At 71.3% G+C, this 25,084-nt stretch carries 27 protein-coding genes; 6 read left to right on the top strand and 21 right to left on the bottom strand.

Translation table 11 applies throughout. The features are described from left to right. Nucleotides 1-52 precede the first annotated feature (52 nt). The 3 genes from ACQPZK_RS31010 to ACQPZK_RS31000 all read left to right on the top strand — a co-directional run bounded on the left by ACQPZK_RS31010 (nucleotide 53) and on the right by ACQPZK_RS31000 (nucleotide 1,744). Nucleotides 53-484, top strand: coding sequence for an OsmC family protein (locus tag ACQPZK_RS31010; protein ID WP_355048644.1), 432 nt, complete (start codon nucleotides 53-55; stop codon nucleotides 482-484). A gap of 91 nt (nucleotides 485-575) precedes the next feature. After that, nucleotides 576-923 carry a metallopeptidase family protein gene (locus tag ACQPZK_RS31005; RefSeq protein ID WP_421476432.1) on the top strand — a complete coding sequence of 116 codons (348 nt, stop codon included), beginning with the start codon at nucleotides 576-578 and terminating at the stop codon, nucleotides 921-923. Between the two features lie 98 nt (nucleotides 924-1,021). Beyond that, nucleotides 1,022-1,744: an AIM24 family protein gene (locus ACQPZK_RS31000; RefSeq protein ID WP_234582643.1), complete on the top strand. Its 723-nt coding sequence runs from the start codon at nucleotides 1,022-1,024 to the stop codon at nucleotides 1,742-1,744. A 52-nt stretch (nucleotides 1,745-1,796) separates the two neighbouring features. On the opposite strand, the gene pheA is transcribed toward ACQPZK_RS31000, so the two are convergent. The 5 genes from pheA to ACQPZK_RS30975 form a co-directional block, all read right to left on the bottom strand. Continuing rightward, nucleotides 1,797-2,750 (bottom strand): prephenate dehydratase, encoded by a 954-nt coding sequence (gene pheA, locus ACQPZK_RS30995; RefSeq protein ID WP_433536253.1) that lies wholly within the window; start codon nucleotides 2,748-2,750, stop codon nucleotides 1,797-1,799. A gap of 10 nt (nucleotides 2,751-2,760) precedes the next feature. Next, complete coding sequence (locus ACQPZK_RS30990; protein WP_433536252.1) at nucleotides 2,761-3,327, bottom strand: hypothetical protein; 567 nt, start codon at nucleotides 3,325-3,327, stop codon at nucleotides 2,761-2,763. 82 nt (nucleotides 3,328-3,409) lie between these two features. Beyond that, nucleotides 3,410-3,799 (bottom strand): ACT domain-containing protein, encoded by a 390-nt coding sequence (locus ACQPZK_RS30985; RefSeq protein WP_433536251.1) that lies wholly within the window; start codon nucleotides 3,797-3,799, stop codon nucleotides 3,410-3,412. Nucleotides 3,800-3,874: 75 nt separating this feature from the next. Beyond that, nucleotides 3,875-4,333 carry a hypothetical protein gene (locus ACQPZK_RS30980; RefSeq protein ID WP_433536250.1) on the bottom strand — a complete coding sequence of 153 codons (459 nt, stop codon included), beginning with the start codon at nucleotides 4,331-4,333 and terminating at the stop codon, nucleotides 3,875-3,877. A gap of 168 nt (nucleotides 4,334-4,501) precedes the next feature. After that, nucleotides 4,502-5,242, bottom strand: coding sequence for a hypothetical protein (locus ACQPZK_RS30975; protein WP_433536249.1), 741 nt, complete (start codon nucleotides 5,240-5,242; stop codon nucleotides 4,502-4,504). 212 nt (nucleotides 5,243-5,454) lie between these two features. Between ACQPZK_RS30975 and ACQPZK_RS30970 the strand changes: the two genes are divergently transcribed. Further along, on the top strand, nucleotides 5,455-6,639 hold the full coding sequence (locus ACQPZK_RS30970; RefSeq protein ID WP_433539374.1) for an arginine deiminase: 1,185 nt from the start codon (nucleotides 5,455-5,457) through the stop codon (nucleotides 6,637-6,639). Between the two features lie 31 nt (nucleotides 6,640-6,670). On the opposite strand, the gene ACQPZK_RS30965 is transcribed toward ACQPZK_RS30970, so the two are convergent. The 12 genes from ACQPZK_RS30965 to ACQPZK_RS30910 form a co-directional block, all read right to left on the bottom strand. Beyond that, the gene (locus tag ACQPZK_RS30965) at nucleotides 6,671-7,558 is read right to left on the bottom strand and encodes a DUF5926 family protein (RefSeq protein WP_433536248.1); all 888 of its coding nucleotides are present in this window, start codon (nucleotides 7,556-7,558) and stop codon (nucleotides 6,671-6,673) included. Nucleotides 7,559-7,614: 56 nt separating this feature from the next. Continuing rightward, nucleotides 7,615-8,019: an ATP-binding protein gene (locus ACQPZK_RS30960; RefSeq protein ID WP_433539373.1), complete on the bottom strand. Its 405-nt coding sequence runs from the start codon at nucleotides 8,017-8,019 to the stop codon at nucleotides 7,615-7,617. Between the two features lie 60 nt (nucleotides 8,020-8,079). Then, nucleotides 8,080-9,534 carry an ATP-binding protein gene (locus tag ACQPZK_RS30955; protein WP_433536247.1) on the bottom strand — a complete coding sequence of 485 codons (1,455 nt, stop codon included), beginning with the start codon at nucleotides 9,532-9,534 and terminating at the stop codon, nucleotides 8,080-8,082. Nucleotides 9,535-9,619: 85 nt separating this feature from the next. Further along, the gene (locus ACQPZK_RS30950) at nucleotides 9,620-10,408 is read right to left on the bottom strand and encodes a glycerophosphodiester phosphodiesterase (protein ID WP_433536246.1); all 789 of its coding nucleotides are present in this window, start codon (nucleotides 10,406-10,408) and stop codon (nucleotides 9,620-9,622) included. A 10-nt stretch (nucleotides 10,409-10,418) separates the two neighbouring features. After that, on the bottom strand, nucleotides 10,419-10,754 hold the full coding sequence (locus tag ACQPZK_RS30945) for a rhodanese-like domain-containing protein (protein ID WP_355048654.1): 336 nt from the start codon (nucleotides 10,752-10,754) through the stop codon (nucleotides 10,419-10,421). A 58-nt stretch (nucleotides 10,755-10,812) separates the two neighbouring features. Beyond that, nucleotides 10,813-11,775, bottom strand: coding sequence for an LCP family protein (locus ACQPZK_RS30940; protein WP_433539372.1), 963 nt, complete (start codon nucleotides 11,773-11,775; stop codon nucleotides 10,813-10,815). Nucleotides 11,776-11,950: 175 nt separating this feature from the next. Beyond that, nucleotides 11,951-13,210 carry an LCP family protein gene (locus ACQPZK_RS30935; protein WP_433536245.1) on the bottom strand — a complete coding sequence of 420 codons (1,260 nt, stop codon included), beginning with the start codon at nucleotides 13,208-13,210 and terminating at the stop codon, nucleotides 11,951-11,953. Nucleotides 13,211-13,389: 179 nt separating this feature from the next. After that, the gene (locus tag ACQPZK_RS30930; RefSeq protein WP_433536244.1) at nucleotides 13,390-14,616 is read right to left on the bottom strand and encodes an LCP family protein; all 1,227 of its coding nucleotides are present in this window, start codon (nucleotides 14,614-14,616) and stop codon (nucleotides 13,390-13,392) included. A gap of 76 nt (nucleotides 14,617-14,692) precedes the next feature. Next, nucleotides 14,693-15,670: an NAD-dependent epimerase/dehydratase family protein gene (locus tag ACQPZK_RS30925; RefSeq protein WP_433536243.1), complete on the bottom strand. Its 978-nt coding sequence runs from the start codon at nucleotides 15,668-15,670 to the stop codon at nucleotides 14,693-14,695. Nucleotides 15,671-15,751: 81 nt separating this feature from the next. Next, the gene (locus tag ACQPZK_RS30920; protein WP_433536242.1) at nucleotides 15,752-17,443 is read right to left on the bottom strand and encodes a solute symporter family protein; all 1,692 of its coding nucleotides are present in this window, start codon (nucleotides 17,441-17,443) and stop codon (nucleotides 15,752-15,754) included. After that, the gene (locus tag ACQPZK_RS30915; protein ID WP_433536241.1) at nucleotides 17,421-17,786 is read right to left on the bottom strand and encodes a DUF485 domain-containing protein; all 366 of its coding nucleotides are present in this window, start codon (nucleotides 17,784-17,786) and stop codon (nucleotides 17,421-17,423) included. Before ACQPZK_RS30915 ends, ACQPZK_RS30920 begins: the two co-directional genes overlap by 23 nt. 175 nt (nucleotides 17,787-17,961) lie before the next feature. Next, nucleotides 17,962-18,714 carry a flavin reductase family protein gene (locus ACQPZK_RS30910; RefSeq protein ID WP_433539371.1) on the bottom strand — a complete coding sequence of 251 codons (753 nt, stop codon included), beginning with the start codon at nucleotides 18,712-18,714 and terminating at the stop codon, nucleotides 17,962-17,964. Nucleotides 18,715-19,198: 484 nt separating this feature from the next. Here ACQPZK_RS30910 and ACQPZK_RS30905 point away from each other — a divergent pair, with 484 nt between their 5' ends. Further along, entirely contained in the window at nucleotides 19,199-19,984 is a 786-nt protein-coding gene (locus ACQPZK_RS30905; protein ID WP_433536240.1) for a helix-turn-helix domain-containing protein, read from the top strand. Next, entirely contained in the window at nucleotides 19,981-20,181 is a 201-nt protein-coding gene (locus ACQPZK_RS30900) for a DUF397 domain-containing protein (RefSeq protein ID WP_363660848.1), read from the top strand. Before ACQPZK_RS30905 ends, ACQPZK_RS30900 begins: the two co-directional genes overlap by 4 nt. On the opposite strand, the gene ACQPZK_RS30895 is transcribed toward ACQPZK_RS30900, so the two are convergent. From ACQPZK_RS30895 to ACQPZK_RS30880, 4 genes are all read right to left on the bottom strand, one after another. Continuing rightward, nucleotides 20,178-21,890, bottom strand: a complete 1,713-nt coding sequence (locus ACQPZK_RS30895; protein ID WP_433536239.1) for an ABC transporter permease — start codon at nucleotides 21,888-21,890, stop codon at nucleotides 20,178-20,180. The two genes, ACQPZK_RS30900 and ACQPZK_RS30895, sit on opposite strands and share 4 nt — an antisense overlap. Further along, nucleotides 21,875-22,639, bottom strand: a complete 765-nt coding sequence (locus ACQPZK_RS30890; protein ID WP_433536238.1) for an ABC transporter ATP-binding protein — start codon at nucleotides 22,637-22,639, stop codon at nucleotides 21,875-21,877. The genes ACQPZK_RS30895 and ACQPZK_RS30890 overlap by 16 nt, the downstream gene beginning before the upstream one ends. A gap of 360 nt (nucleotides 22,640-22,999) precedes the next feature. Further along, the gene (locus ACQPZK_RS30885; RefSeq protein WP_433536237.1) at nucleotides 23,000-24,640 is read right to left on the bottom strand and encodes a cation acetate symporter; all 1,641 of its coding nucleotides are present in this window, start codon (nucleotides 24,638-24,640) and stop codon (nucleotides 23,000-23,002) included. Nucleotide 24,641: 1 nt separating this feature from the next. Beyond that, nucleotides 24,642-25,055, bottom strand: coding sequence for a hypothetical protein (locus tag ACQPZK_RS30880; protein ID WP_433536236.1), 414 nt, complete (start codon nucleotides 25,053-25,055; stop codon nucleotides 24,642-24,644). Between the last annotated feature and the right edge of the window lie 29 nt (nucleotides 25,056-25,084).

Genomic DNA, 25,084 nt, shown 5'->3' with positions numbered 1-25,084 from the left:
CGTCGGTGCCGGTCGGTCGCCCGGGGGTCACGTATCCGCTAGCGTTCTCGACATGCCTATCCGTACCGCTTCCGCACAATGGCAGGGCAATCTCACCGAGGGTTCCGGCACCGTCCGCACCGGTAAGGGCGGCCTGTCCGGCAACTACTCCTTCAAGTCGCGCTTCGAGGAGGGCGAGGGCACCAACCCCGAGGAGCTGATCGCCGCCGCGCACGCGGGCTGCTTCTCGATGGCGTTCTCGAAGGCCCTCGCCGACGCCGGCACCACGCCCACCTCGGTCGAGACCACTGCCAAGGTCCACCTGGACAAGACCGACGCCGGGTTCAGCGTGACCCGGATCGACCTCGAGACCGTCGGCCAGGTGCCGGGCGTCGACGAGGCGGAGTTCCAGAAGCTCGCCGAGGCCGCCAAGGCCAACTGCCCGATCTCCCGCCTGCTCTCGCCGGGCGCCGAGATCACCCTCACCGCCCGCCTGGCCGCCTGACCCGGCGACCCGCACACATGGACCCCGGCCCGGGTCGCCGAGCGCGACCCGGCCGACCGGTCCCGCGTCGGGCAGAATGAACGTCGTGCCGGTGGAGATGACCCGCGAGCGCTTCGAGGAACTGGTCGCTGACGCCCTCGACGAGGTGCCCGAAGAGCTTCTCGGCCTGATGAACAACGTGGTGATCCTTGTCGAGGACGACCCACCACCGGGTGAAGCCGACCTGCTCGGCCTCTACGAGGGGCACGCGCTCACCAACCGGGGCTGGGACTACTCCGGCGTGCTGCCGGACCGGATCTTCATCTACCGCCACCCGATCCTGCGAATCTGCGACAACGACGAGGACGTCGTCGACGAGGTGGCGGTGACCGTGGTGCACGAGATCGCCCACCACTTCGGCATCGACGACGAGCGGCTGCACGACCTGGGCTGGGGCTGACGCGCGAGCGTTGGCACGCCGCTGAACCGATCGCCGCTGGTTGCCGTGGTCACCTACGGTCGGTGCAGCGACCGCGACCATTTCAGGAGGCACCTTTCATGCGCAGCGAGCTGTTCTCGGCGGAGAACTTGGAGAAGGAGTCGGCGCAGGCGGGCATGCGTCTGCAGAACTCCAAGATGTTGAAGATCGAGCTCAACGGCGAGGCGATGGCCCGGGTCGGCTCGATGGTCGCCTACCAGGGCAACGTGCAGTTCCAGGCCCTGGGCTCGGGCGGCCTCGGCAAGTTCCTCAAGCAGAAGCTCACCGGCGAGGGTGTCCCGCTGATGAAGGTCACCGGCCAGGGTGACGTCTTCCTCGCCGAGCTGGCCAAGGACGTCCACATCATCGACCTGGAGCCGGGCGACGCGCTCTCCATCAACGGTTCCAGCGTGCTCGCCTTCGACTCGACCCTCCAGTACGACATCAGGATGGTCGGCGGCGCCGGCATGGCCTCGTCGTCGGGGCTGTTCAACTGCGTGTTCAGCGGGTACGGCCGGATCGCCATCACGACCAAGGGCACCCCGGTGGTGCTCAACGTGGACGCCCCGACGTACGTCGACCCGCAGGCCGCCGTCTGCTGGTCGGCGAACCTGCAGACCGGCTACCACCGTGCCGAGCAGCTCGGTCTCGGCACGCTGCTCGGTCGGCGCACCGGCGAGTCGTTCACCATGAGCTTCGCCGGTCAGGGCTTCGTCGTGGTGCAGCCGTCCGAGGAGCCGCCCGTCATGGGCAGCGGTCAGCAGCAGCAGGAGGGTGGCCTGCTCGGCGGTCTGCTGAGCTGAGCGGCGAGCTGGGTGGGGCGCGCTCCGGAGCACCCCACCCGCAGGAAGCCGGTCAGCTCATCTCGCCGGCACGCAGCCGGGCCAGCCAGGCTGCCGCGTCGGCGTAGTCGACGTCCGACAGGCCGGCCGGCGCGGGCACCCGCCGCTCGCCGGCCTCGACCCAACGGTGTCGGGGATAGGACCCGAGGAAACGGACCTCCGCGCACACCCGGCGCAGCCCCTGCAACGCCTCACCCAGGCGTACGTCGGCCACATGCCCGGTGCAGTCGAGGAAGAAGACGTACCGGCCCAGCGCCTCACCGGTCGGGCGGGACTCGATCCGGGTCAGGTTCACTCCGCGTACGGCCAGCTCGACCAGCACCGACAGCAGCGCGCCCACCCGGTCGTGCGCGATGTAGACGGCCAGCGAGGTGAGGTCGTCGCCACTCGGCGGTGGGGGTGGCCCGGGACGGGAGACCAGCACGAACCGGGTCACCGCGTCCGGGTGGTCGGCGATCTTGTCGGCGAGCAGCGCGAGTCGGTGCCGGGCGGCCCCGATGGGTGCGCAGATCGCCGCGTCGTACTCGCCGGACCCGGCGCCGGCCGCCGCCGCGCCGTTGGAGAGGACATCGACGACCGTGGCGTCGGGCAGGTGATCCCGCAGCCAGCCCCGGCACTGGGTGGACGCCTGCGGGTGTGCCGCGATCGAGCGGACCGTCGACAGCGCGGTGCCGGTACGCGCGGCGAGCACGAACTCCACCGGCAGGATCACCTCACGGGTGATCACCAGTGGCTCACCCTCGACGATCTCGTCGAGGGTGACGCCGACCGCCCCGCCGATCGAGTTCTCGAGCGGTACGAGCGCCGCGTCGGCCTCCCCGGCCCGGATGCTGTCCAGCGCCTCCCCGACGCTGCGAGCCGGCGTACGGGAGCCGTGTTCGGCGGCCGGGATGGTACGCAGGGCCTGCTCGGCGAAGGTGCCCTCGGGGCCGAGGTAGACGAAGCGCGTAGGTGGTGTTCCGGGCATGCCGCCCAGACTACGCACCCGGCCCGACCGTCGGAGAAGGATCACAGGCGAGCGTACGGATTCCGGCCGGCCCGGTGGCCCGGACCTCGATGGTGCACACGTCGGTGCCGGCGGTGACCAGTTGCAGGGCCGTTGGTCCGCCCTGGGTGACGACCTGAAGCTCCTCGTGCCCGGTCACCTCCAGCACGGTGTACTGCCAGTCCCCGGCGCACAGCGGACCGGTGCGGACCCGGACCCGGACGTTGTCCGGGAGCACCGAGGCCCGTCCGCGCAGCAACTGCACCACCCGCTGCCCGGTCGGCCCGTTCCGGCAGGTCGTCGCCACGAGGCCGGGCTCCGGGGTGGCCGAGCCGGTGGCGGGCGGCGGTGCGGTCGGCGTGGTCGAGGGTGTGCCGGTCGGGACGCCTGTCGGGCCGGACGGTCTCGGGCTGCCGACGGCGGTGGGCGCGCCGGCCGGGTCGCGAAGCTCGGGAGGGGCTCCGCAGCCGGTCAGCGCTCCGATCGTGAGGAGCGGCAGCAGCGCGGCCCAGGTGGTCGCGGTGGGGGCGAACGGGCGGCGGGGTGGGGTGAACGGCACGGGCCGGTCCTCGGGACATCGGGATACGTCGCGGCCGGGGTGGCCGAGCCCATCGTAGGGCGAGCGGTCGGCCGGGTGAAGGTCAGCCGACGACGCGGTGCCCGGCGCGCTCCAACGCGGTCGTGCCCTCGGTCAGCCGGACGGCCGGCAGCAGCACGTAGTCGGTGTCGAAGGTGGAGAAGGTGACCACGCTGACCCGGGCCGCGGCGAGCGGGTCCACGAGTGCCGCGAGCGTACCGGTGCCGTCCACGCCCACCGGACCGGCGACGCGGAGGCAGCGCCAGATGGTCTCGACCACGGCCTCGTCGGGTAACCGATCGGCCGGGCAGATCACCGAGATCCCGTCGGCGGTCCAGCTCACCGTGACCACGTCGGCGCTACCCAGCCCGCTCGACAACGCCGCCGGCAGGGCGGTGCCGCCACCCAGCCGGCACACGGCGTACTCCCCCGGGAGCAGAGTGATATCGAGCATGAGGGCACCTTACGGCGTGGAACCGGGCCCATCCGGGCATCGCCGCGTGCGGCGAACACCACATCCCGCCGCAGGTCAGACCTCGGAGAAGAAGGTGAGTGAGCCCGCGACGGCGCCGTCGGAGAGCAACGGGGTGGAGATCGCGTCGACCGTCGCGTCGGGGCTGCCTGCGGAGGCGGCCTGCACCCGCAGCAGGCCACGGGCGAGCCGGCCCGAGGAGAGCGCCAGCAGGGGCGGAATCTTGTCGATCTCGGCCTCGGTCAGCTCGCCCCGGTTGGCGGTGAAGTCGAGCAGCCGCAGGCCGCCGTCGAGCAGCGGTCGCCCGATCAGGGCGGCGGGATCGCCCAGGCAGAGCAGCGCGCAGCCGGCGGTGGAGATGGCCACCACGCGGGTGTCGGCGTCGATCAGCAGGCAGGGCTCGTCCGCCCGACCGACGGTCGAGGACCACTGGCCGACATTGTCGACCTCAAGCTCTGTCGAGGCTCGGGCCGATGGCACGAACACTTCCGAGAGCGAGAGTTCGACGTGGGCCACCGCGCCTCCTATGTACAACGACGGACTGTCCACGCTAGCCGGTCAACGACGGATTCACCGAGCGAGCCGGGTCACCGCGCCGCAGCGGAGAACCTCCGGGCGGCCGGCGACGGCGCGGGAGCCGGTGGGTAGGTGGGGGACCGGGGCCGCGTGGCGTCGCCGGTGACGTTACCGGCGGTGGGCCGCCTTGTCAGCGGCCGTTCGGCCCTCCTCGTACCACCGGTAGTCGGCCGGTGGACGGTACGTGCCGTTGAGCCAGGTGCTCGGGTGCTGTGCCACCCGCGCCAGCTTCTCGGCCGTCGTCGGGCTGATCCGGTTGCCACCGGCCACGAGGAGCCGGTCCAGCTCCCGATGGGTGGCCATCAGACAGTCCTTCGGAAGGCCGTAGACGCTGATCACGCCGGAACCCACGAAGGTCAGCACGGGCGTCACCGGGATGGTCAGCCCCACCGCGTCGGAGAGGGCCTTGCTGGCCCGCTTGGCGTCCCGTCGGGCCTCGGTCACGTACGGCGGCCGTTTCCCGTTGATCTGCACCACGTCCCCGGCGACGAGCACCCGGGCCCGGCCGTGGTCGGCGATGGTCACCGCGAACAGGCCGCTCGGCCCGATGGCCAGGAAACCGGCGCGGTCGTCCTGGGCGCGGTCGAGCAGGACGTCCGCCACGTCGGTGCGGGGCCACTCGATGACGTGCCAGGACGGCCCGAGGTGGTCGAGTTGACCGAGTGCCCGCGCGCCGGCCGCCTCCAGCCGACGGGCGCCCCGCTCGGCACGGCGGCGTCGGGCCCACTCGAGCGGTGTGGGGCGGACCGGTTCGAGAGCCCCCGGCGCCTCGACGCGGGGGTGAGGCACCGCGATGGGCGGCAGTGCCCTTGCGGTCGGTACGGCTCGTCGTGCGGGAAAGACAGTCATCGTCGTCGACCTCCGGCAAAAGGTCCCTCGAAGTTATCTCCTCACTACACTACGTTGCCACTGTGGGTGTTCGGCAAGCCGGAGCGCCGGAGTGACTGTGGATGAATGCCATATTCATCCACAGTTCTTTTCTCGGATGCCGCCAAACCCTGCCCTACGCTGCGGGGGTGACCCACTACGTCGACAGTGAAGTCGGCCGGCTCGGCACCGTGATGCTGCACCGGCCCGGCCCGGAACTGGCCCGGCTCACCCCGCGCAACAACGACTCGCTCCTGTTCGACGCGATCCCCTGGGTCGGCCGCGCCCAGGAGGAGCACGACGCCTTCGCGGCCGCGCTGCGCGAGCGCGGGGTCGAGGTGCTCTACCTGGCGGCCCTGCTGGCCGAGACGCTGGCCGTCGAGGACGCCCGCGCCGAACTGACCGAACAGGTGCTGCGCTCGCGCCGCCTCGGTGACACGCTCCGCGCCCGGGTCGCCGACCACCTCGCCTACCTGGACCCGGTCGCGCTTGCCGACGTGCTGACCGCCGGGCTGGCCCACGAGGAGCTGCGGATCAGCTCGGAGCGGCCGGGTGGGCTCGTCTACACCCTGATGGACCGGCATGACTTCGTCATCGACCCGCTGCCCAACCTGCTCTTCACCCGGGACTCGTCGTTGTGGATCGGCGACCGGGTCGGTGTCACCAGCCTCGCCATGCCGGCCCGCCGTCGGGAGACCACCCTCACCGACGCCATCTACCGGCACCACCCACGGTTCGCCGGCACCGAGTTCGTCTACCGCCCCGAGCTGGAACACCTGGAGGGCGGGGACGTACTGCTGCTCGCGCCCGGCGTACTGGCGGTCGGCGTGGGTGAGCGAACCACCCCGGCGGGCGCGGAACGCCTCGGCCGGCAGGTCTTCGCCGCCGGTCTGGCCCACACAATCCTGGTGGTGCCGATCGCCCAGAAACGCGCCACGATGCACCTGGACACCGTCTGCACGATGGTCGACGTCGACGCCGTCCTGATGTATCCGAACATCGCCAGCACGCTCTCGGCGTACACCGTCATCGCCGGCACGGACGGCGAGGACCCGCGGGTGGACGGCCCGGCGCCCTTCCTGCGGGCCGCCGCCGACGCGATGGACCTGGACCAGCTCCGGGTCATCGACACCGGCCTGGACCCGGTGACCGCGGAACGCGAGCAGTGGGACGACGGCAACAACACCCTCGCCCTCGCACCCCGGCTCTGCGTCGGCTACGAGCGCAACACCGAGACCAACGCGCAGTTGGAGCGGGCCGGCATCGAGGTCATTCCGATCGCCGGCTCGGAGTTGGGCTCCGGCCGGGGCGGCCCGCGCTGCATGTCCTGCCCGATCGTCCGCGAGCCGTTGAAGGAAGGGCCCCCTGCTGACGCCTAGCGCATGACAGGGGGCCGTTCCGGACAACGCGTCAGCGCAGGGTGAGCTGGCGGCCGAGCAGCCCCTGGCGGGCACGCCGGCCGGCGGCGTCCAACACCTCGGTGCTGGCCAGGGCCTCCGCGTACCGCTTGGCGAACTGTGCGACCGGGTCCTCCCACTCGCTCGCCGGCGTCTCCTCCGGCAGGTCCCACACGGGTACGAGCCGGCCGTGGGCGCGGAACATCCCGGCGAACTTCGTCTGGTCGCCGAGCGTCAGCGTGCCGGCCGCGCCGAGCCGGGCCAGCGCGTCGAGGGCGGCGTCCTCGTCGTCCGGCAGCACCCAGCGCACGTGCGACTTCTCGGGGACCCGGCACCAGTACGCGGCCTTCGCGGAGGTCATCCGCACGGTCGGGTAGATGGCGGCGTTCGCCCGTTCCAGGGACGCCTGGACGCCCGGGTCGTCGGTCGCTCCGGGGTCGAGCCAGAACTCGAACCCGTCGTGCATGGTGATCTCCAGCGGGCCGTCCACGAGGATGTCCTGGAGTCGCGGTCCGGGGCCGGGCAGCGGCGGCACGGACACCTGACCGCCCGGCTCGGTGCGCAGCGCGCTGAGGAGCGCCTCGGCCAGGTCCCGGGAGACGTCGCCGGACTGCTGGTGGCGCTGCAGACCGATGAGCACCCGGCCGTCCGGCTTGCTCACGGCGGGCGCGGCCATCGGCAGTACCGTGGCCAGCGTCGCCGACCGGTCGCCGAACTCCTCGACCAGGGCGGGCGCCAGTCGCAGCGGGGCGGACGCGGCGGGCACCAGCTCGCGCAGCGCGATCCACTCGGACTCGTCGACCAGGCCCTCGAAGGGGCGCGGCATGAAGATGTCCCGCACCTTGTCCCGACGGGGAGTGGTGTCGGTGGCTGCCCGCTGGCTCTTTCGACGCTTGCTCACGGCGTCACAGCCTAGAGCCCTCGCCCCCGCGCCGTGGCCCGGACCCGCCACCGAGGTCAGTTCGCCGCGACCAGCCGGGGAGTGGGGTCGAACTCCGCCCAGACGCGCTGGCCCATGCCGTCCCGCTCGACGCCCCAGCGGGTCGCCAGGCCGGCCACGATGTGCAGGCCCCGCCCGTCCGCCGCGTCGAGGCCGGCCGTGCGGAGCCGCGGGCCGGTGGCCGCGCCGCCGTCGGTCACCCGCAGCTGGATCCGGGGGCCGTCGGCGGACGGCCGCAGTCGCCAGGCCACCCGGACCACGCCGCCGGGCAGCGGGTGGGCGTGCCGGACCGAGTTGCCCACCAGCTCGGCGAGCACCGCGATCAGATCCGCGAGAAGGGCCGGGGGTACGACGTCCGCCAGGTCGTCGGCGAGCCGGTGCCGGGCCAGTCGTGCGCCGGCGGGGTGGTGGGGAACCACCACGCACCACGCCCGATCCCTCGTCGCCGTCGCCACCGTCGCCTCCACGTCCCGCCCCGCTGGTCAACCGCGCGGTAGCCGCACCTCTGCGACCGTACCGCCGTCGGTCCTCGGACGTAGGGATACCCATCCATTCTGTTGTTCAACGATCCGGCGGACGAGATAGAGGCCGAGCCCCGCACCCGGGTAGCCGCGCCGGTCACCGGACTCGCCCTGCCAGAACCGGTCGAATGCCCGTTCCACGTGCTCCGGTCGGATGCTGATGCCGCGGTCACTCACCCGGAACGCGACCAACTGACCGTCGACCCCGGCCGTGATCTCGATGGGGGAGCCCGGTGGCGAGTACTTGCCGGCGTTCGTCACCAGTTCGGTCAGGACGGTCGCCAGGCTGGGACGGTGACCGAGCGCCTTCGGCAGGTCGACGGGCAGGCGTAGCGTCAGCCGGTGCCGCAGCTCCGCCGGCAGGTCCACGACCGCGGCGCGCAGCGCCGCGCCGAGGTCGAACGGGGTGGGCGGCTCGTCCGCGGGCCCCGTCTCGGCCGCCGAGGAGAGCAGCCGGTCGACCAACCGGGCCAGCTCGTTGGCGCGCTGCCCGATCACCCGGGCGGCCTGCCGCCGGTCGCCGTCGGTCAGCGACTCCCAGTGGTCGGTGAGGGTGTCCGCGTACCCCTTGATGACGGTGACCGGCGTGCGCAGCTCGTGGCTGGTCACCGCGACGAACAGCTCCCGGTCGTGATCGCGGCGTTGCTGGTCGGTGATGTCGCGGAAGGTGACGACCCGCAGCGCGCCCGGGCCGGGCAGGTCACCGGAGGTGATGCGCAGCCAGCGGCCGTCCGGCAGCCGGTGGTCACGGACCTGGCCCGCGGGCGGCAGCGGGAACGGCAACGGCCGGTTCAGCGCCTGGTCCGTCGTGCTGCCGATGACCTGGACGGCGGCCGGGTTCCACAGCCGGACGTACCCGTCCCGGTCGACCACCGCCAGCCCGTCGGCGAGTGCCGCCACCACCGGCCCGTCGCCGTGCACCGGCAGTCCGCTCTGGTCGCCGTACATGTGGGCGACGCACGAGGCGAGGTACGCGATGACCCCCTGCTGCTCGGCGCCCGGCTCGGCGTCGCCCGGATAGAGGGCGTGCAGGCTGCCGACGGTGTGACCGCCGATCTCGGCCCGGGACACCACCATCCGGCGTAGTCCGCTGCCGGCCAGTTCGGCGGCGAGCTTGCCGCTCAGGTCGGTCACCCGGACCTGGCTCACCCGGGGGCCGGAGAGCAGGCGGACGGTGTCCGGGTCGTCCGCCGCGAGCGGACGGCCGAGCGCCCACTCCGCCGCGCCGGTGGCCGCGATCACCCGGCCGCCGGTCGGACCGAACTCGACGAACGCCATTCCGCTCGCCCGCAGCGCCGGTTGGGTCAACCGGAGAAGCTGGGTGAGGACCGGTAGGCCCGCGTCCCCTGCGTTGATCATCTCGATCACGACGGTGTGGCCGGCGAGAAGAGCGGGAAAATCGATACGCTCCGGCATGTGCCGAGTCTGCCCCGCCGGCCCGGCTTTCGGCACCCCCGGATGTCGGGTAGGCGCGTCGGCACGCCCGCCTCGAAAGGCCCGTTCAGCGGTCCCGCCGGGCCAGGACGTGCGCCGGCCGGTCCGTGATGATCCCGTCCACCTCCTCGGCCAGCACCAGCTCCACGTCGGCCGGCTCGTTGACCGTCCAGACGTACACCTGGTTGCCGGCGGCGCGCAGCGCGGACAGCAGGTGGGGGCGAGCCCGGAGCAGGCCGATGCCCGGGCCGGCGATGCGGGCGCCGAACGGCAACCGACCCAGCCGCAGCCAGGGTGGAAGCACCTCCAGCAGCAGCACCGTGGGCAGCGCCGGGGCCAGCTCCCGGATTCTGCGTACGGCCAGCGGGGAGAACGACATGACGGTCACCTGGACCGGGTCGTCCGGCGCCGGATCGGTCAGCCCGTACCGTCGCAACAGATCGACCAGCCGCCGTTCCACCAGCGAGCCGAAGCGGGACGGATGCTTCGTCTCCACGAGCAGCCGGACGGGCCGCCCGGCGGCGAGCACCGCGTCGAGCAGCCGGGCCAGGGTCAACAGCCGGGTGTGCGACTCGTCCGGCGGCAGGTCACCGCTCGGCGCGCCGGACGGATGCCACGAGCCGAAGTCCAGCGCGTCCAGCTCGGCGAGGGTCCGCGCGCTGACCAGCCCGCGGCCGTTGCTCGTGCGGTCCAGCCGCCGGTCGTGTACGCAGACCAGATGACCGTCCCGGGTCAGCCGGACGTCGCACTCCAGCCCGTCGGCGCCCTCGTCGAGAGCGCGCAGGTACGCGGCGAGGGTGTGCTCCGGAAGGTCGTACGAGGCGCCGCGGTGCGCGAAGACCAGTGGCCCGCCCATTCCGCCCGCCTCAGATGACCTGGCCGGGCTGCCCGTTCGCGTCGACCACTGGCCGGCCGACCGCTGCCCACTGGCGCATCCCGCCGTCGGCGTTGCGCACCTGCCCCCAGCCGTTGTTGATCAGGTAGGCGACGACCTGGGCGGATCGTCCACCGGAGCGGCAGATGACGGCCACGTCCCGGTCGGTCGGCACCTCGGCCAGCCGCGCGGGCAGCTCCATCATCGGCAGGTGGTGTGCGGTGGGGGCGTGGCCGGCCGCCCATTCGTCGGCCTCCCGCACGTCGAGCAGGTAGGTGTCGTCGGCGATCTCGGTCACGGGCACGGTGGGAACCTGGGGTCCGAACACAGGAAGCAACACTAGATCCTCGGGGGCCGGATCGGCACCGACCGGGCCGTCGCCACGGTCACAACTGGTTCACCCAGCGCGGATTGGCCTGCGCCCAGGCCGGTACGCGGGTGCCCCGGACCGCCTCGAACAGCCCGTTGCCGCCGTTGTCGAGAACCACGTACGAGACCTGGTCGATGGTCTGCGGGGACGAGGGCACCTGGACGCCGCGCATCCCGTCGGGCGGCAGCGCGCGGAGCGCGACGAGCAGATCCTCGAGGGGTACGCCGTTGGTGTCGACGGTCAACGAGCCGCCGACCGCCCGGAGCACCTGGTCCAGCTTCACCGGATTGCTGCGCAGGTCGGCGTCGCCGGCGCTGTCCAGCATCGCCCGCAGGAGTTGCTGCTGGTGGCGCTGCCGGTCGTAGTCGCCCCCGGGCAGGTCGTAGCGCTGCCGTACGTAGTCCAGCGCCTGTGCCCCGTCCATCCGCTGGCAGCCGGTCCGGAAGACGCGGTTGGTGTGGATCGAGCGCACCTCGGTGTCGACGCACATCTGCACTCCGCCGAGGAGGTCGATCACCTTCCGGAAGCCGGAGAAGTCGATCAGGGCGGCGCCGTCGAACCGGATGCCGGTGAGCCGGTTCAGGGTGATCGAGAGCAGTCGGGCGCCGGCCGGTCCACCGCCACCGTGCTCGTACGCGGCATTGATCTTGTCGGGGCCGCCGCCGAAGCCGTTCGCCGGCGGGATGGCGACCAGCAGGTCACGCGGGATGGAGACCAGGTACGCCGCACGCCGCCCGGCGGGCACGTGCACGATGAGGATGGTGTCCGAGCGTTGGTCCGGCTCGCTGCTGCCGGCACGTCGGTCGGTGCCGATGAGCAGGTAGTTGAGCGCGCCGTCGAGGTCGGTCCGGTCGGTGCGGGCATCGGCGTCGAGCAACTGTTCCTTGGTCACCGTACGGTCGTACCGGTGGGTCAGTGTCTTCAGGCCCACCACGGCGAGCCCGGCCAGCAGGACGAGTGCCAGGCCGACGCCGAGCAGGAGGCGTGGCCAGCGATCGCGGCGCGACCCGGCCGGGCGTGCCCGGCCGGCCGCGTTCCGTCCCCACCTGGACGTGACCGCCTCCCCGCAGCCGATACGTGAACCTTGCTCACGTCAGGCTACGGTCAGTGACGGAACGGTCGCCGGGCTTTCCCCGACTTGACCCGCGCGGCCGCTACTTCCGGCCGGAGATCACCTGGGGGTGGGTGAAGACGAACTCGGCGAGCTTGTCCTGCTTGATCGCCTCGAACATCTCCATCGTCTCCGCGCTCAACGCCTCACGGTTGTTGCCGTTGCCGTTGAAGCTGCCGTTGTTGGTCTTCAACATGGTCAGCTCGTTCGCGGTGACGCCCCGCATGGTGAAGATGAAGTTCTCGATCGGTACGCCGCCGGTGTCCAGGACGAAGGCCTTACCGGCCGCCTTGATCAACGAGTTCATCTTGGCCGGGTTGGTCAGCATGCCGCCGTCGGTGGCCTTGCGGGCCATCGCCTTGATCAGTTGCTGCTGGTTCTGCTGCCGGTCGTAGTCGCCGCCGGGGAGGCCGTAGCGCTGCCGGGCGTAGTCGAGCGCGGCCCAGCCCTCCATCTCCTGGCAGCCCTTCTTGTGCACCACCGGGGTCATCGACTTGCCGGTCTTCTTGGCGTCGGCGTTCCACATCGGCTTGCCGTCGACGAACGACATGTGCTTCGACTTGACCTCGTGGCTGACGCAGATCTTGACCGTGCCCAGCGTGTCGATGACGTTCTTGAAGCCGCCGAAGTTGATGATCGCCGCGCCGTCGAAGCTGACCCCGGTGAGGCGCTTGATCGTCTGGGCCATCAACTGGGCGCCACCCTCCCAGCCGCCGCCGTTGCGGGCGCCGGCCTGGAAAGCGGCGTTGATCTTGTCGGTGCCGCCGGCGAAGCCGCTCTTCTTGAAGGGCGGGATCTGCGCCTCGGTGTCCCGCGGGATCGAGATCAGGTAGGCCTGGTCGTGTGAGGCCGGGATGTGCAGGATGATGATGCTGTCCGACCGGACGTCGTCGGCCGCCCACCGCTCCCGCGCGTCCACGCCGAGCAGCAGCATGTCGATCGGGCCGTCCAGGCTCGCGCCGCCCTCGGCGTCGGTCTTGCCGGCGTCACCGAGCAGGTTGCGCTGGGCGATGTCGCCGGTCGCCTGACCGATCAGCACCTTCGTGCCGACGATGGCCACCCCGCTGCTGAGCATCAGCACCGCACCGAAGATCACGGTGAGGCGGGCCCAGAGCGGATCCTTGCGCCGGGACCGCTTCTTGGCCGGTCCCTTGCCGCCCGTCCGGCTGTCGCCACCGCCCGGCGGACGACCGCCCGGACCGCCGCCCGACGGGCCGGGCTGCACCGGTATGGACGCGGCGACGCGACCGCTCTGCGCGGCGGATTTCGTGGACGGAGGGCGACGGCTGGCCTGAACCGGCATTCGTGCTCCAGCTCGTGATCAGGAGGGGGCGGCACCACTGTACGTACATCAATTCGACTTTGCGAGTTCATCTGGACTCAATTGGGACGACAGGTGCCGTCAACCGGGCGATCGGTCGTACTCGATCACCGAAACGGTGAGTCCATCTCGCGTTGGGTAATCCGCGCCCCTCCGTGCGCTCAGCCGCCGTCGGAGTTCTTCGGCGGGTTGGCCTTCACCCAGTCCGCCATCGTGTCCGCCGACATGGCCTTGTACATCGCGAGCGCCTTCTCCCGGTCGGAGACCACCACCGACTCGCCGTTGATCGTGTCGCTGCCCGAGTTCGGGCTGGTCAGGAACGTCAGGTTCTCACCGCGCAGGTTGCGGAACTGCACTGCCATATCGGTCAACGAGAAACCCTGGTCGACGGTCACCGCCGCGGTCACCGACTTGAGGAAGTCGTTGAGCTTCTTCGGGTTCGCCAGGGTGCCGGTGCTGGCCGCCTTGTCCATGAGCGCCCGCAGGAACTCCTGCTGGTGCCGCATCCGGGCGAAGTCGCCGTCCGGGAACTGCTTGCGCTGACGGATCCAGTCCAGCGCCTCCGCGCCGTCCATGTGGTTGGTGCCCTTGGTGAACGTCCGGTACGGCTTGTGGATCGAGGTGACCGTCCGCTCCACCTTCAGGTCCACCCCGCCGAGGGCGTCGGTGACCTCCTTGAACCCGCCGAAGTCGATCGCCATGACATGGTCGATCCGTACGTCGCTGAAGCACTCGACGGTACGGACCGCCAGCGGCAGGCCACCGAAGGCGAACGCCGCGTTGATCTTCGCGCGCCGGCCGGAGCCGCAGTCCGCGCCGGCGCTCTCCGGGATCGGCACGTACAGGTCACGCGGGATGGAGACCAGGTACGCCTCCTGATGGTCGGCCGGGATGTGCATCACGATGATCGTGTCGGCCCGCCACTGGCTCTTGCTGTCGACCGGCGCGTCCGGGTCCCGCGAGTCGCTGCCCACCAGCAGGATGTTCAACGCGCCGTCGACGGGCTTCGCCGGCCGACCGCCGGTGATCTCCGCGAAGGGGTCGGTGCGGGCCAGGTCGTTGTTGAGGTTGCGCGCGTACAGCCACGCGCCCAGGCCGCCGAGCAGCGCCAACACCAGCACGGTGATGCCCGCCACCAGGCCGATCCGCCCCCAGCGGGGGCGGGGGCCACGCCGTCCCGGCCCGCCGGTGCCACCCGGTCCGCCAGGTCCCGTCGGCCCCACCGGGCCGCCCGGGCCGGCCGGCCGGTCGTCGTACGACGGGTACCAGCGCGCGTCGGCCGGACGCGCGCGTCCGGAGGCGCCCTGGTCGGGGCCGGGCACCGAGGCGCGTCCGGCGGCGCTGCGGTGCAGGTGCGGGTGGGGAACGCCGGCAGAGGTCGCTGACATGTAAGTCAGGGTACGTAGCGGGGGCCACTCCCGCCCTCAGGCGACACTCAGCGACCGGCGGTCCGCCACGAGGCGGTTACCCTAGCCGCGCCCGGAAATACTCGATCGTGCGTCGCAGGCCGTCTTCGGGCGTCACGGTCGGCTCGTATCCGAGCAGTTCACGGGCGAGAGTCAGGTCCGGGCGGCGCATCTCCGGGTCGTCGGCGCTGCGCGTGATGTACGTCACCTGCGAGCTGCTGTCGGAGAGCGACACGATCAACTCGGCGAGTTGACGCATGGACATCTCGTGCTCGGTGCCGCAGTTGACCGGGCCGGTCTCGGTCGAGTCGAGCAGCAGCAGGATGCCCCGCACCAGATCCTCGACGAAGCAGATCGACCGGGTCTGATTGCCGGTGCCGTGCACGGTGATCGACTCGTCGCGCAGCGCCTGGGAGATGAAGGTCGGGATGGCGCGGCCATCGTCCGGGCGCATCCGCGGGCCGTACGTGTTGAAGATCCGCACGATCGCGGCGTCCAGCCCCCGGTACCGGTGGTACGCCATGGTGGCCGCCTCGGAGAAGCGCTTCGCCTCGTCGTAGACGCTGCGGACGCCGATGGGGTTGACGTTGCCCCAGTAGGTCTCGCGCTGCGGGTGCTCCTTCGGGTCCCCGTACGCCTCGGAGGTGGAGGCCATCAGGAACCGGGCGCCGTCGGCGACCGCGCGGTCCAGCAGGTGCAGGGTGCCCACCGAGCCGACCCGGAGGATCTCCACCGGTAGCTGGGCGAAGTCGGTGGGGCTGGCCGGGGAGGCCATGTGCAGGATCGCGTCGAAGCGCTCGGCCAGCGCGGGGTGGTGCGTCGGCAGACCGTCGGAGATGTCCGCCTCGACCAGGGTGAAGGTTGGCCGGTCCAGCAGGTGGGCGACGTTCTCCTTGGAGCCGGTGACGAAGTTGTCCAGGGCCACCACCGTGCATCCCCGGGCGATCAGGGAGTCGACCAGGTGCGACGGTACGAAGCCGGCGCCGCCGGTGACGAGAACGCGGTGACCGGAACCGAATCGCTCAGCAACCTTCATGCCGGTCAGCCTACCGACTGAAGGAAGGGCCCCCTGCCAACGCCTGGCCTTGGCAGGGGGCCCTTCCTGACAGTCAGCGCGTCAGTGGGCGCCCGCCCCGGTGAGGGAGCGGACCTCCAGCTCGGCGTACTTGTCCTCGTCGTGCTCCTTGGAGATGAGCGTGCCGACGAACCCGCAGAGGAACCCGAACGGAATGGACAGGATGCCCGGGTTGGACAGCGGGAACCACTGCCAGTCGTGGTCCGGGAACATCGACGTCGCCGCGCCCGACACGACCGGTGAGAAGAACACCAGCACCACGGCCGAGAGCAGGCCGCCGTAGATCGCCCACACCGCTCCGGAGGTGTTGAACCGCTTCCAGAACAGGCTGTAGAGGATCGCCGGCAGGTTGCCCGAGGCGGCGACCGCGAAGGCCAGCGCCACGAGGAACGCCACGTTGAGATTCTGCGCGTAGATCGACAGAAGAATGGAGATCGCGCCGATCACCAGGGCGGAGATCCGGGCGACCCGTACCTCCTGGCGCTCGGACGTCTCGCCCTTCTTCAGGACGTTGGCGTAGAAGTCGTGGGCGAGGCTGGACGAGGAGGCCAGGGTCAACCCGGCCACCACGGCCAGGATGGTGGCGAAGGCGACCGCCGCGATGATCGCCAGCAGGGCCGCGCCACCCAGTTCACCGCCGAAGAACTCCAGGCCGAGCGCCTCGGCCAACTGCGGTGCGGCCGTGTTGCCGGCCTTGTCCTGTGCGGTGATCGCCTCACCGCCCACCATCGCCGCCGCGCCGAAGCCGAGGGCCAGGGTGAGCAGGTAGAAGGTGCCGATGATGCCGATGGCCCAGAGCACGCTCTTACGGGCCGCCTTGGCGGTCGGCACGGTGTAGAAGCGGATCAGGATGTGCGGCAGACCGGCCGTGCCGAGCACCAGCGCGATGCCGAGCGAGAGCAGGTCCATCTTGTTGTAGAACGTCTGCGTGGCGTTCCCGGCGACCTCCACCCCGTACCGCAGGCCCGGTTCCAGGAGTTTGTCGCCCTTGCCGGACGCGGACGCGGCGGCGCCGAGCAGTTCGGACAGGTTGAAGTTGTACTTCGCCAGCACCAGCACGGTCATCAGCAGCGCGCCGCTCATGAGCAGGAACGCCTTGACGATCTGCACGTACGTGGTGCCCTTCATGCCACCCACGGTCACGTAGATGATCATCAGGGCGCCGACCATGATGATGGTCGCCACCTTGGCCGTGGCGGCATCCATGCCGAGGAAGGTCGTCCCGGGCTTGATGCCGAGCAGCAGCGCGACGAGCGCGCCGGCGCCGACCATCTGGGCGAGCAGGTAGAAGATCGACACGGTGATGGTGGAGACGGCGGCCGCCGTACGCACCGGACGCTGCCGCATCCGGAACGCCAGCACGTCGGCCATCGTGTACCGGCCGGAGTTGCGCAGCAGTTCGGCGACCAGCAGGAGGGCCACCAGCCAGGCGACCAGGAAGCCGATCGAGTAGAGGAAGCCGTCGTAGCCGTAGAGCGCGATGATGCCGGCGATGCCCAGGAACGAGGCGGCCGACATGTAGTCGCCGCCGATCGCCATGCCGTTCTGGAAACCGGAGAAGGATCGGCCGCCGGCGTAGAAGTCGGTGGCCGTCTTGGTCTGCCGGCTGGCCCAGATGGTGATGCCCAGCGTCACCGCCACGAACACCAGGAACAGCGTGATGGTCAGGTTGCGGGCCGTGTGGTTCGTCGCGTCGGCCGCGAGGATCAGGTCAGCCGCGTGGACCGTCGTCATGGGTCACCTCCCCGATCTCGGCACGGATACGGTCGGCGACCGGGTCGATCTTGCGGTCGGCGTACCGGGAGTAGAGCCAGGCGATCAGGAACGTCGAGACGAACTGGAGCAGGCCGAAGACCAGGGCAACGTTGATGTTGCTGCCGAACAGCTTCGTGCCCATGAAGTCCCGGGCGTACGCGGAGAGAATGACGTAGAGCGCATACCACAGGAAGAACGCGACGGTCATCGGGAAGACGAAGCCGCGCAACGCGCGCCGCAACCCGGCGAACTCGTCTGACTGTTGTACGGCCAGGTACTTGTCCGGCTGGGGAGCGGTCGGCGCGGGTGTGTCCGTGGACATCTGTGGATCACCACCTTCACAGGCGTCGGGGGTAGTTGCGCGCACCGTAGGAGGCACGCTCCCCGACGGGGAAGGTCGAGATCGACGCCGGTCGCCGACTGCGCCGAGCGGTTGGCTGGGTGCGCCGAGTGACCCACGTCACTCCGGTGACCGGTCGCGCTCCCGGAGCCCCTGATCAGCCCGGCAACTCGTGGTACCGCCCCCGGTAGTGCAGCAGCGGGCTGGTGTCCCCGGTCAGGTCGACGGCCTCGATGGTGGCCTCCACGAGCAGGCCCCAGCCGTACTCCCGGGCGGTGTCCAGCCGGCACCCCGCCCAGCCGCCGGCGTCGGACGGCACCGGCCCGTAGGGCGTGTCGGTCCACGACCCAGTGGCGAAGAGTCCTCCGGGCGCGGGAAAGAGGCCGGCGAAGCGGTCGGCGAGCTGCCGGTGTGGCGGGCCGAGCGGTGCCACCGCGAACCGGCCGGCCTCCTCGACGGCCGCCCAGAGGTCGGACTCCGGGTCGATCAGCCCGAGCAGCCGGTCCGGCTCCCCCTCCGCGACCACTGTCGACGACACCGTCAGGCCCGCCGGGCCGGGCGCCGTCCAGAGGGTGACCGGCGCGGCGAGCCGACCTCGCAGCCGGCGGGCCGGTGACCGTTGCCCGGTCGGCACCGCGAACGGGTCGGTGTGGTGGATCTCGGCGCCCGGCTCATGATTCACGTGAAACATTGTGCCGCCCCGCTCCCGCGCCCAACCCAGGAAGCGCGCGTGCAGGTCGGCGGGTCGCCCGTTCAGCCGGGCGAGTTGGTCGCCCGCCTCCGCCATCAGGGTGCCCAGGTAGAACAGCAGCGCCGTGCGGTCCTCCCGGTACTCGGCCAGCAACGCGAGCCGCGCCGGCTGGCAGGGCCAGTGCGCGCCGCAGCCCCGACACCGCCACAGCGGTCGCATCGGCAGGTGCGGCCGACTCACCGTGCAGCCCCGGCGGGCTGCGTCGGGCCTGCCGCGCCGCGTTGCGTCCCGGCCGCCGGGAGGCCGCACCCTGATGAGCGTGATGCCTGTGCGGCATCAAGATGACTGACCGGCATCACGCTCATCAGGGTGGTTCGTCCCCGGCGCGACAGACCCGCGCCGCCGCGTGCCGGCTCGATCGCGCCCGGCACGGCCGTCGCCGCCACGTTCCTCATCGAGTACGACCACCGCGCCCCGCCCCGACCAGGATTGCACCTGAGCACGGCTGACCTCCTCCCAGTCGATGAAGGGGCCGCCCCGACCGGGGGAGTGACCGGGACGGCCCCGACGCAGAACCGACCGCCGGGTCGTCGCCTCCACCGGCCGGGCCGCGCGCTCTCCACCCTGGACGGCGCGGCGTGGACACGGGAGGATTCCAGGGCTTACTACGCACTGCAGTCACGTACTTACCGGAGAGGTAAGGATGAACATCGAGATGTGGATACGGGCGTTGAAGGCCGCCCGAGCCGGTGCCGACGTGTCCCAGGAGGCTCTGGCGACCCTGATCAGGTGGAGTCCGTCCACGGTGGCCGCCATCGAGACCGGCCGCCGCCGACCGACGATGGAATTCGCGGTGGCCGCCGACGAGGCCCTGGCCACCGGCGGCCTCCTCGCCGAACTCCTGTCGGCTGCCGATCGTCAGCGGCTACCGACATGGTTCGTCCCCTGGCGTCACCACGAGGAGCATGCGATTCGCCTCTGCGAATTCGAGCCCTGCCTGATTCCTGGCCTGCTGCAAACCGAGGACTACGCCCGAGCGGTGATTTCCGCCGGGGGCCTGAACCCTGCCGATGTGGTGGACGAGCTGGTCGGGGTTCGGCTCGATCGGCAGCGGCTGTGGCAGCGTGCCGAGCCACCCCAGTGTGTGTTCGTCCTGGACGAGGCTGCTCTGCGACGTCCGGTAGGCGGGCCGGAAGTGCTCGACGCGCAGCTTGGCCGACTGATGGAACTCGCCACCACGCCGAGCGTCAGATTGCACATCGTCTCGCTCGACATCGGCGCTCATGTCGGGTTGACCGGTGGCTTCCTGCTCGCCGAACTGCCGGACGGAGAGCGGGTGACCTACGTGGAAGACGTCGCCCGAGGACACGTCATCGACGACCCGGACGTCGTGCGTCTGATAGGTCGGAAATGGGATAGCCTGCTCGGCGAAGCGCTGCCCACGAGCGCTTCGCTGGATCTGATCCGGAAGCTGAAGGTGACGCCATGACCCTTGCTCATCCGCGTTGGCGAACGTCGACCAGGTCCGGCGACACAGGTGGCGCGTGCGTCGAGGTGGCGGACAATCTGCCGGGTGTCGTGTTGGTGCGGGACAGCAAGGATCGGTCCGGCCCGGTGCTCACGTTCAGCCCGTCGGCCTGGACCGGGTTCCTCGCCGCCCACGCGTCTCGCGGCCCGGCCGCCTAGCGGCGTGGCGTGACGGTGGCCAGCAGTTCCGGCTGACGCCGGTCCAGCACGTCACCGGCCAGATACGCGCCGAGCAGTGCCGCACCCAGCCCGTACGCCGTGCCGAGCGGGAGGGCCAGCCAGAGCCAGGCGTCGCCGAGCAGCGCGGCGGCCACCACCATCGGCACCCCGATGGCGGTCGTGGCGACCATGGCCAGCAGGGTGAGCAGTCCCTTCGCCATGCCCGCGCCGCTGTTCATCCCGAACGGGTTGCTCGTCTCCGGCAGCGAGTACGCCCCGAGCACCGAGACGAAACTGTTCACCGCCAGTCCCGCACCGTAGGTGGCGAGCAGAGCGCCCACCATCAGCCCGATCCACTCCGGTCGGCTGAGCAGCGCCGACAGCACCACCGCGATGATCGCCAGCATCGGCAGGACGTACAGCGAGAAGGCGGTCATCCGCGCGCGCAGCTCGACGCGACCTGGGACGCCGGCCACGACGTTCGCGGCGTAGGCGCTGCCGTCGAAGCCGAACTGGTTGGCGAGGGTGACCGAGGCGAGTACGCCGACGAAGAGCAGGGAGATGGTGACCACGACCGGTGAGCTGTCGCCGACCGCCGCCGTGAACCCTCCGTCCTGCGACGCGAAGTCCCCGCCCATGACGTTGACCAGGACGGGCACGAAGATGCCGACCACCGCGATGGTGATCAGGTTGGCGCGGCGGCGAGCGTCCCGCCACCAGTAGCGGGCATCCCGCGCGACGAGCGCGCCGAACCGGTCCCGTGGCGCCCAGGTGGCGGCCCGGGGGAAGAGCTGGGCGACCGCGCCGCCGCCGTCGAGGCCGCGTCGGGCCGGTGCCGGGCCGGCGGTCGCCGAGCCCACCATCGCCGACTCCAGCGACCGCGACCACCACGCCAGCAGGGCGCCGATCGCCGCCACCGTGATCAGCAGCTTGAGCGGGGCGGCCCACACCCGTCCCTGCGCCACGTCGATGCCGGCGGTCCAGGGGGCACCGAACGGTGTCCATCCCAGCACCGAGGCGACACCGGTCAGGCGGCTCCAGTCCGCCTCACGGAGCGCGGCCAGGCCGAAGACCTGCAACGGGCCGAGCAGCGCGGCGGTCACCGCCAGCAGCACGGCGGCCAGGTCGCGTACCCGACGAGACCGCAGCATGCTGGCGAAGGCGCTGGTCACCGCGCGGCTCGCGGCCACACAGAGCAACAACCCGGCGAGTACGCCGAGCACGGCCACGACACCGGCGGACCAGCCGCCCAGCGCCCAGGCGGTCAGCACCAGCCCCAGCGAGGCGATCGACGCCGCCAGTACCGGGACGCTGACCAGCGCGGCGCTGAACAGGCCGACGACAAGAGTGCGGCGCGGCAGCGGCAGCAGCGCGAACCGGGCCGGGTCCAGTGTTTCGTCCACCCCGAAGAAGACGAGCGGCAGCAGCAGCCAACCCAGCACCAGCAGGCCTCCGCCGGCGGCCGCGACCAGCACCGCGTACTGGCCGTTGCCCGTCATGCCCGGCGCGGCGAACAGGAAGAAGCCACTCGCCGCGAACCACAGGCCGACCAGCGCCCCGCCCACGAACATCGCGATCCGCCAGCCCTGACCCCGGAAGTTGTTGCCCATCACCCGCAGCTTGAGCCGTACGAAGTGCCGCGCGGAGACCCTGCGCGCCGGGGCGGCGGGCGCGGTGGCCGCGGTGGCCGGGTTCACCGAGACAGCCATGACAACTCGTCACCGGTCGCGGTACGTCCGCCGACCACCTCGACGAAGACCTGTTCCAGAGACCGGTCACCCCGAACGTCCGCGATCGTGCCGACCCGCTTGATGGTGCCCTGGGCCAGGATCGCCACGTGCGAGCACAACCGCTCGACGACCTCCATCACGTGACTGGAGAAGACCACGGTGCCGCCCCCGGCCGCGTACCGGGTCAGAATGTCGCGGATCAGCGCCGCCGACACCGGGTCGACCGCCTCGAAGGGCTCGTCCAGCACCAGCACCCGGGGGCCGTGCAGCAACGCGCAGGCCAGGCCGATCTTCTTCTTCATGCCCGCCGAGTAGTCCACCACCAGCGTCCGGCCGGCGTCGCCGAGCGCCAGCACGTCCAGCAGCTCCGCGGCCCGCTGGTCGACCACCGCCGGGTCCATCCCCCGCAGCAGCCCGTGGTACGCCAGCAGTTCCGCGCCGCTGAGCCGGTCGAACAGCCGTACCCCGTCGGGCATCACGCCGAGCAGTTGCTTGGCCGCGACCGGATCGCGCCACACGTCCTGACCGAGCACCCACGCCGAGCCGGCGTCCGGCCGTAACAGGCCGACCGCCATCGACAGGGTGGTGGTCTTGCCGGCGCCGTTCGGGCCGAGCAGGCCGTAGAAGGACCCGGCCGGTACGTCCAGGTCGACACCGGCGACCGCGACCGTTCCGTCGAACCGCTTGGCCAGACCACGCAGCACGAGCGCGGGATGCTCACCAGTCATGGCCCGACGTTATCCGCCGACCGCCAGATCCGCCGTCCGGCACCAGGCGGACACGCGATCATCCCCGAGACGTAGCCGCCCGGCTTGAGCCACTACCCAGCTTGATCCACTCGTGTTCCGCGATACAGCGGTATCCCGGCCGCCCAGACACCCCAACTTCAGGGATCCCGAGTGGATCAAGCGCTCGCCGCGCCGATCTTGCACTTTCTGTCGCCGCATTGCGAAGAACGTAGCGTTTTGTCGCCACAGAAAGTGCAAGATCGCGGGGCGCGGGGCGCGGGCGTGGGGGGTGCGGGGCGCGGGGCGCGGGGGTGTGGGGCGTGGGGTGCGGGGTGCGGGGTGCGGGGTGCGGCCCTTGCTCTACAGCCTGAGGGCTTCGGGGGTGTGTAGGCGGAGCATGGTGGCGGCTACGTCGGCTGGTGCTCGGCGGCGGGTCGCCATCGACACCGCGACCATCACGGTGAACGCCAGCGGCACCGTCCAGGCGGCCGGCTGCGCGGTGAGGGTGGCGGGCCAGCCGGACAGCGGCGGGCCGAGGACCGTGATCAGCACCGCGCCGATCGCCGCCCCGCCGCCGGCCAGCACACCGGCGGCCGCGCCCAGGTCGGTCAGTCCGCGCCACCAGATGCCCAGCACCAGCAGCGGGCAGAAGCTCGACGCGGCGACGGCGAAGGCCAACCCGACCACCTGTGAGACGTCCAGGCCGGAGACGTGCAGGGCCAGCACCGCCGGTACGCCCCCGGCGATGACGGTCGCCCAGCGGAAACCGCGTACCGAGCCGCGGCCGAGCACGTCCGTCGAGATCACCCCGGCGACGCTGGTCAGCAGGCCCGACGAGGTGGAGAGGAAGGCGGCGAACGCTCCCGCCGAGACCAGCGCGGCGAGCAGCCGCCCGGCCAGCCCGTCACCGAGGACCGCGCCGGGCAGCAGGACCACCACCGCGTCGGTCTGCCCGCTGACGAGCAGTTGCGGTGTGTAGATCCGGCCCAGCACCCCGTACAGGGTGGGTAGCAGGTAGAAGACGCCGACCAGGGCCAGCACCACGAGCGTCGTCCGGCGTGCCGCGGCGCCGTCGGGATTGGTGTAGAAGCGGACCAGGACGTGCGGCAGGCCCATGGTCCCGAGGAAGGTGGCCAGGATCAGCGAGTACGTGCCGAACAGGCTGCGGTCGTCGGCACCCGCGGCGCTGGGCAGCAACCAGTCCGCCGCGTCGGTGGCCACTCCGGACACCTGCGGCACCGGGTCGCCGGCGGCGAAGGTCAGTTCGTCTCCGGGGCGTACCTCACGAATGTCACCGTCGGCCAGGGTGAGGGTCGCGCGGTGCTCGACCACGACGGTGGTTGCGGCCCGGAACGTCGGTCCGTCCGGCGGCGTCACCGCCGGGCGGCCATCGGCCTGCCACTGCAGCGCCAGGAAGATCACGGGTACGGCGAGAGCCGTCAGCTTGAGCCAGTACTGGAACGCCTGGACGAAGGTGATGGCGCGCATCCCGCCGAGCGCCACGTTCGCGGTGACCACGGCCGCGACCAGAAGAGCACCCACGGGGTACGGGGAGCCGGCCACCGTCGCCAGCGTGAGCCCGGCGCCCTGCAACTGCGGCACCAGGTAGAGCCAGCCGATGAAGATCACGAAGGCGGTGGCGAGGATGCGCAGGCGGCGGGACCCCAGCCGCAGCTCGCAGAAGTCGGGCAGCGTGAACGCGCCGGAGCGGCGCAGCGGCGCGGCCACGAACAGCAGCAGGGCCAGGTAGCCGGCGGCGAACCCGACCGGGTACCAGAGCACGTCCACGCCGTACTTGAGGACCAGGCCGGCGATGCCGAGGAAGCTCGCGGCCGACAGGTACTCCCCACCGATGGCGGCGGCGTTCCAGGTCGGACTGATCGCTCGCGAGGCGACCAGGAAGTCGGACGTGGTCCGGGCCAGCCGCAGCCCGTAGAAGCCGATGCCGACGGTGACCAGGGTGACCGCGACGATGGCCGGGACCACGTAGTCGTTCCCCACGTCAGTGCTCCGGCCGCTGCACCAGGTCGGTGAAGTCCTGCTCGTTGCGCTCGGCCAGCCGCACGTACGCCCAACCCACCGCGATCAGGAACGGGAACGACGCCACCCCGAGCAGCAGCCACGGCAGGTTGACGCCGGCCACGGTGGTCCGGCCGAGCGACGGCGCGATGGCGAACAGCCACGGCAACCCGCCCAGCCCGATGACGACCACCAGCGACAACCGCAACGCCAGCGCGAGCTGGGCCCGGACCAGGCCACGGACCAGCGCCTCGCCGACCTGCGTCTGCTGGGCCAGCTCGGCGCGGGTCCGCTCGGAGCGCGTGTCCCGCCTGGTGATGTCGGCCAACACGATCCGTTCCCGCCGAGGCGGCGGGACCGCACCGCCCGACCCCACGTCAGGGAGTTGCTTGGCCACCCCGGCAGTCTTGCCCGCCTCGCCGGATT

Origin of the sequence: Micromonospora sp. CA-249363 (assembly GCF_050950185.1) — a bacterium.
In the GTDB taxonomy this organism is placed as follows: domain Bacteria; phylum Actinomycetota; class Actinomycetes; order Mycobacteriales; family Micromonosporaceae; genus Micromonospora.
The sequence above is the reverse complement of the archived record's forward strand: the minus strand, read 5'-3'. Positions and strand labels throughout refer to the sequence as shown.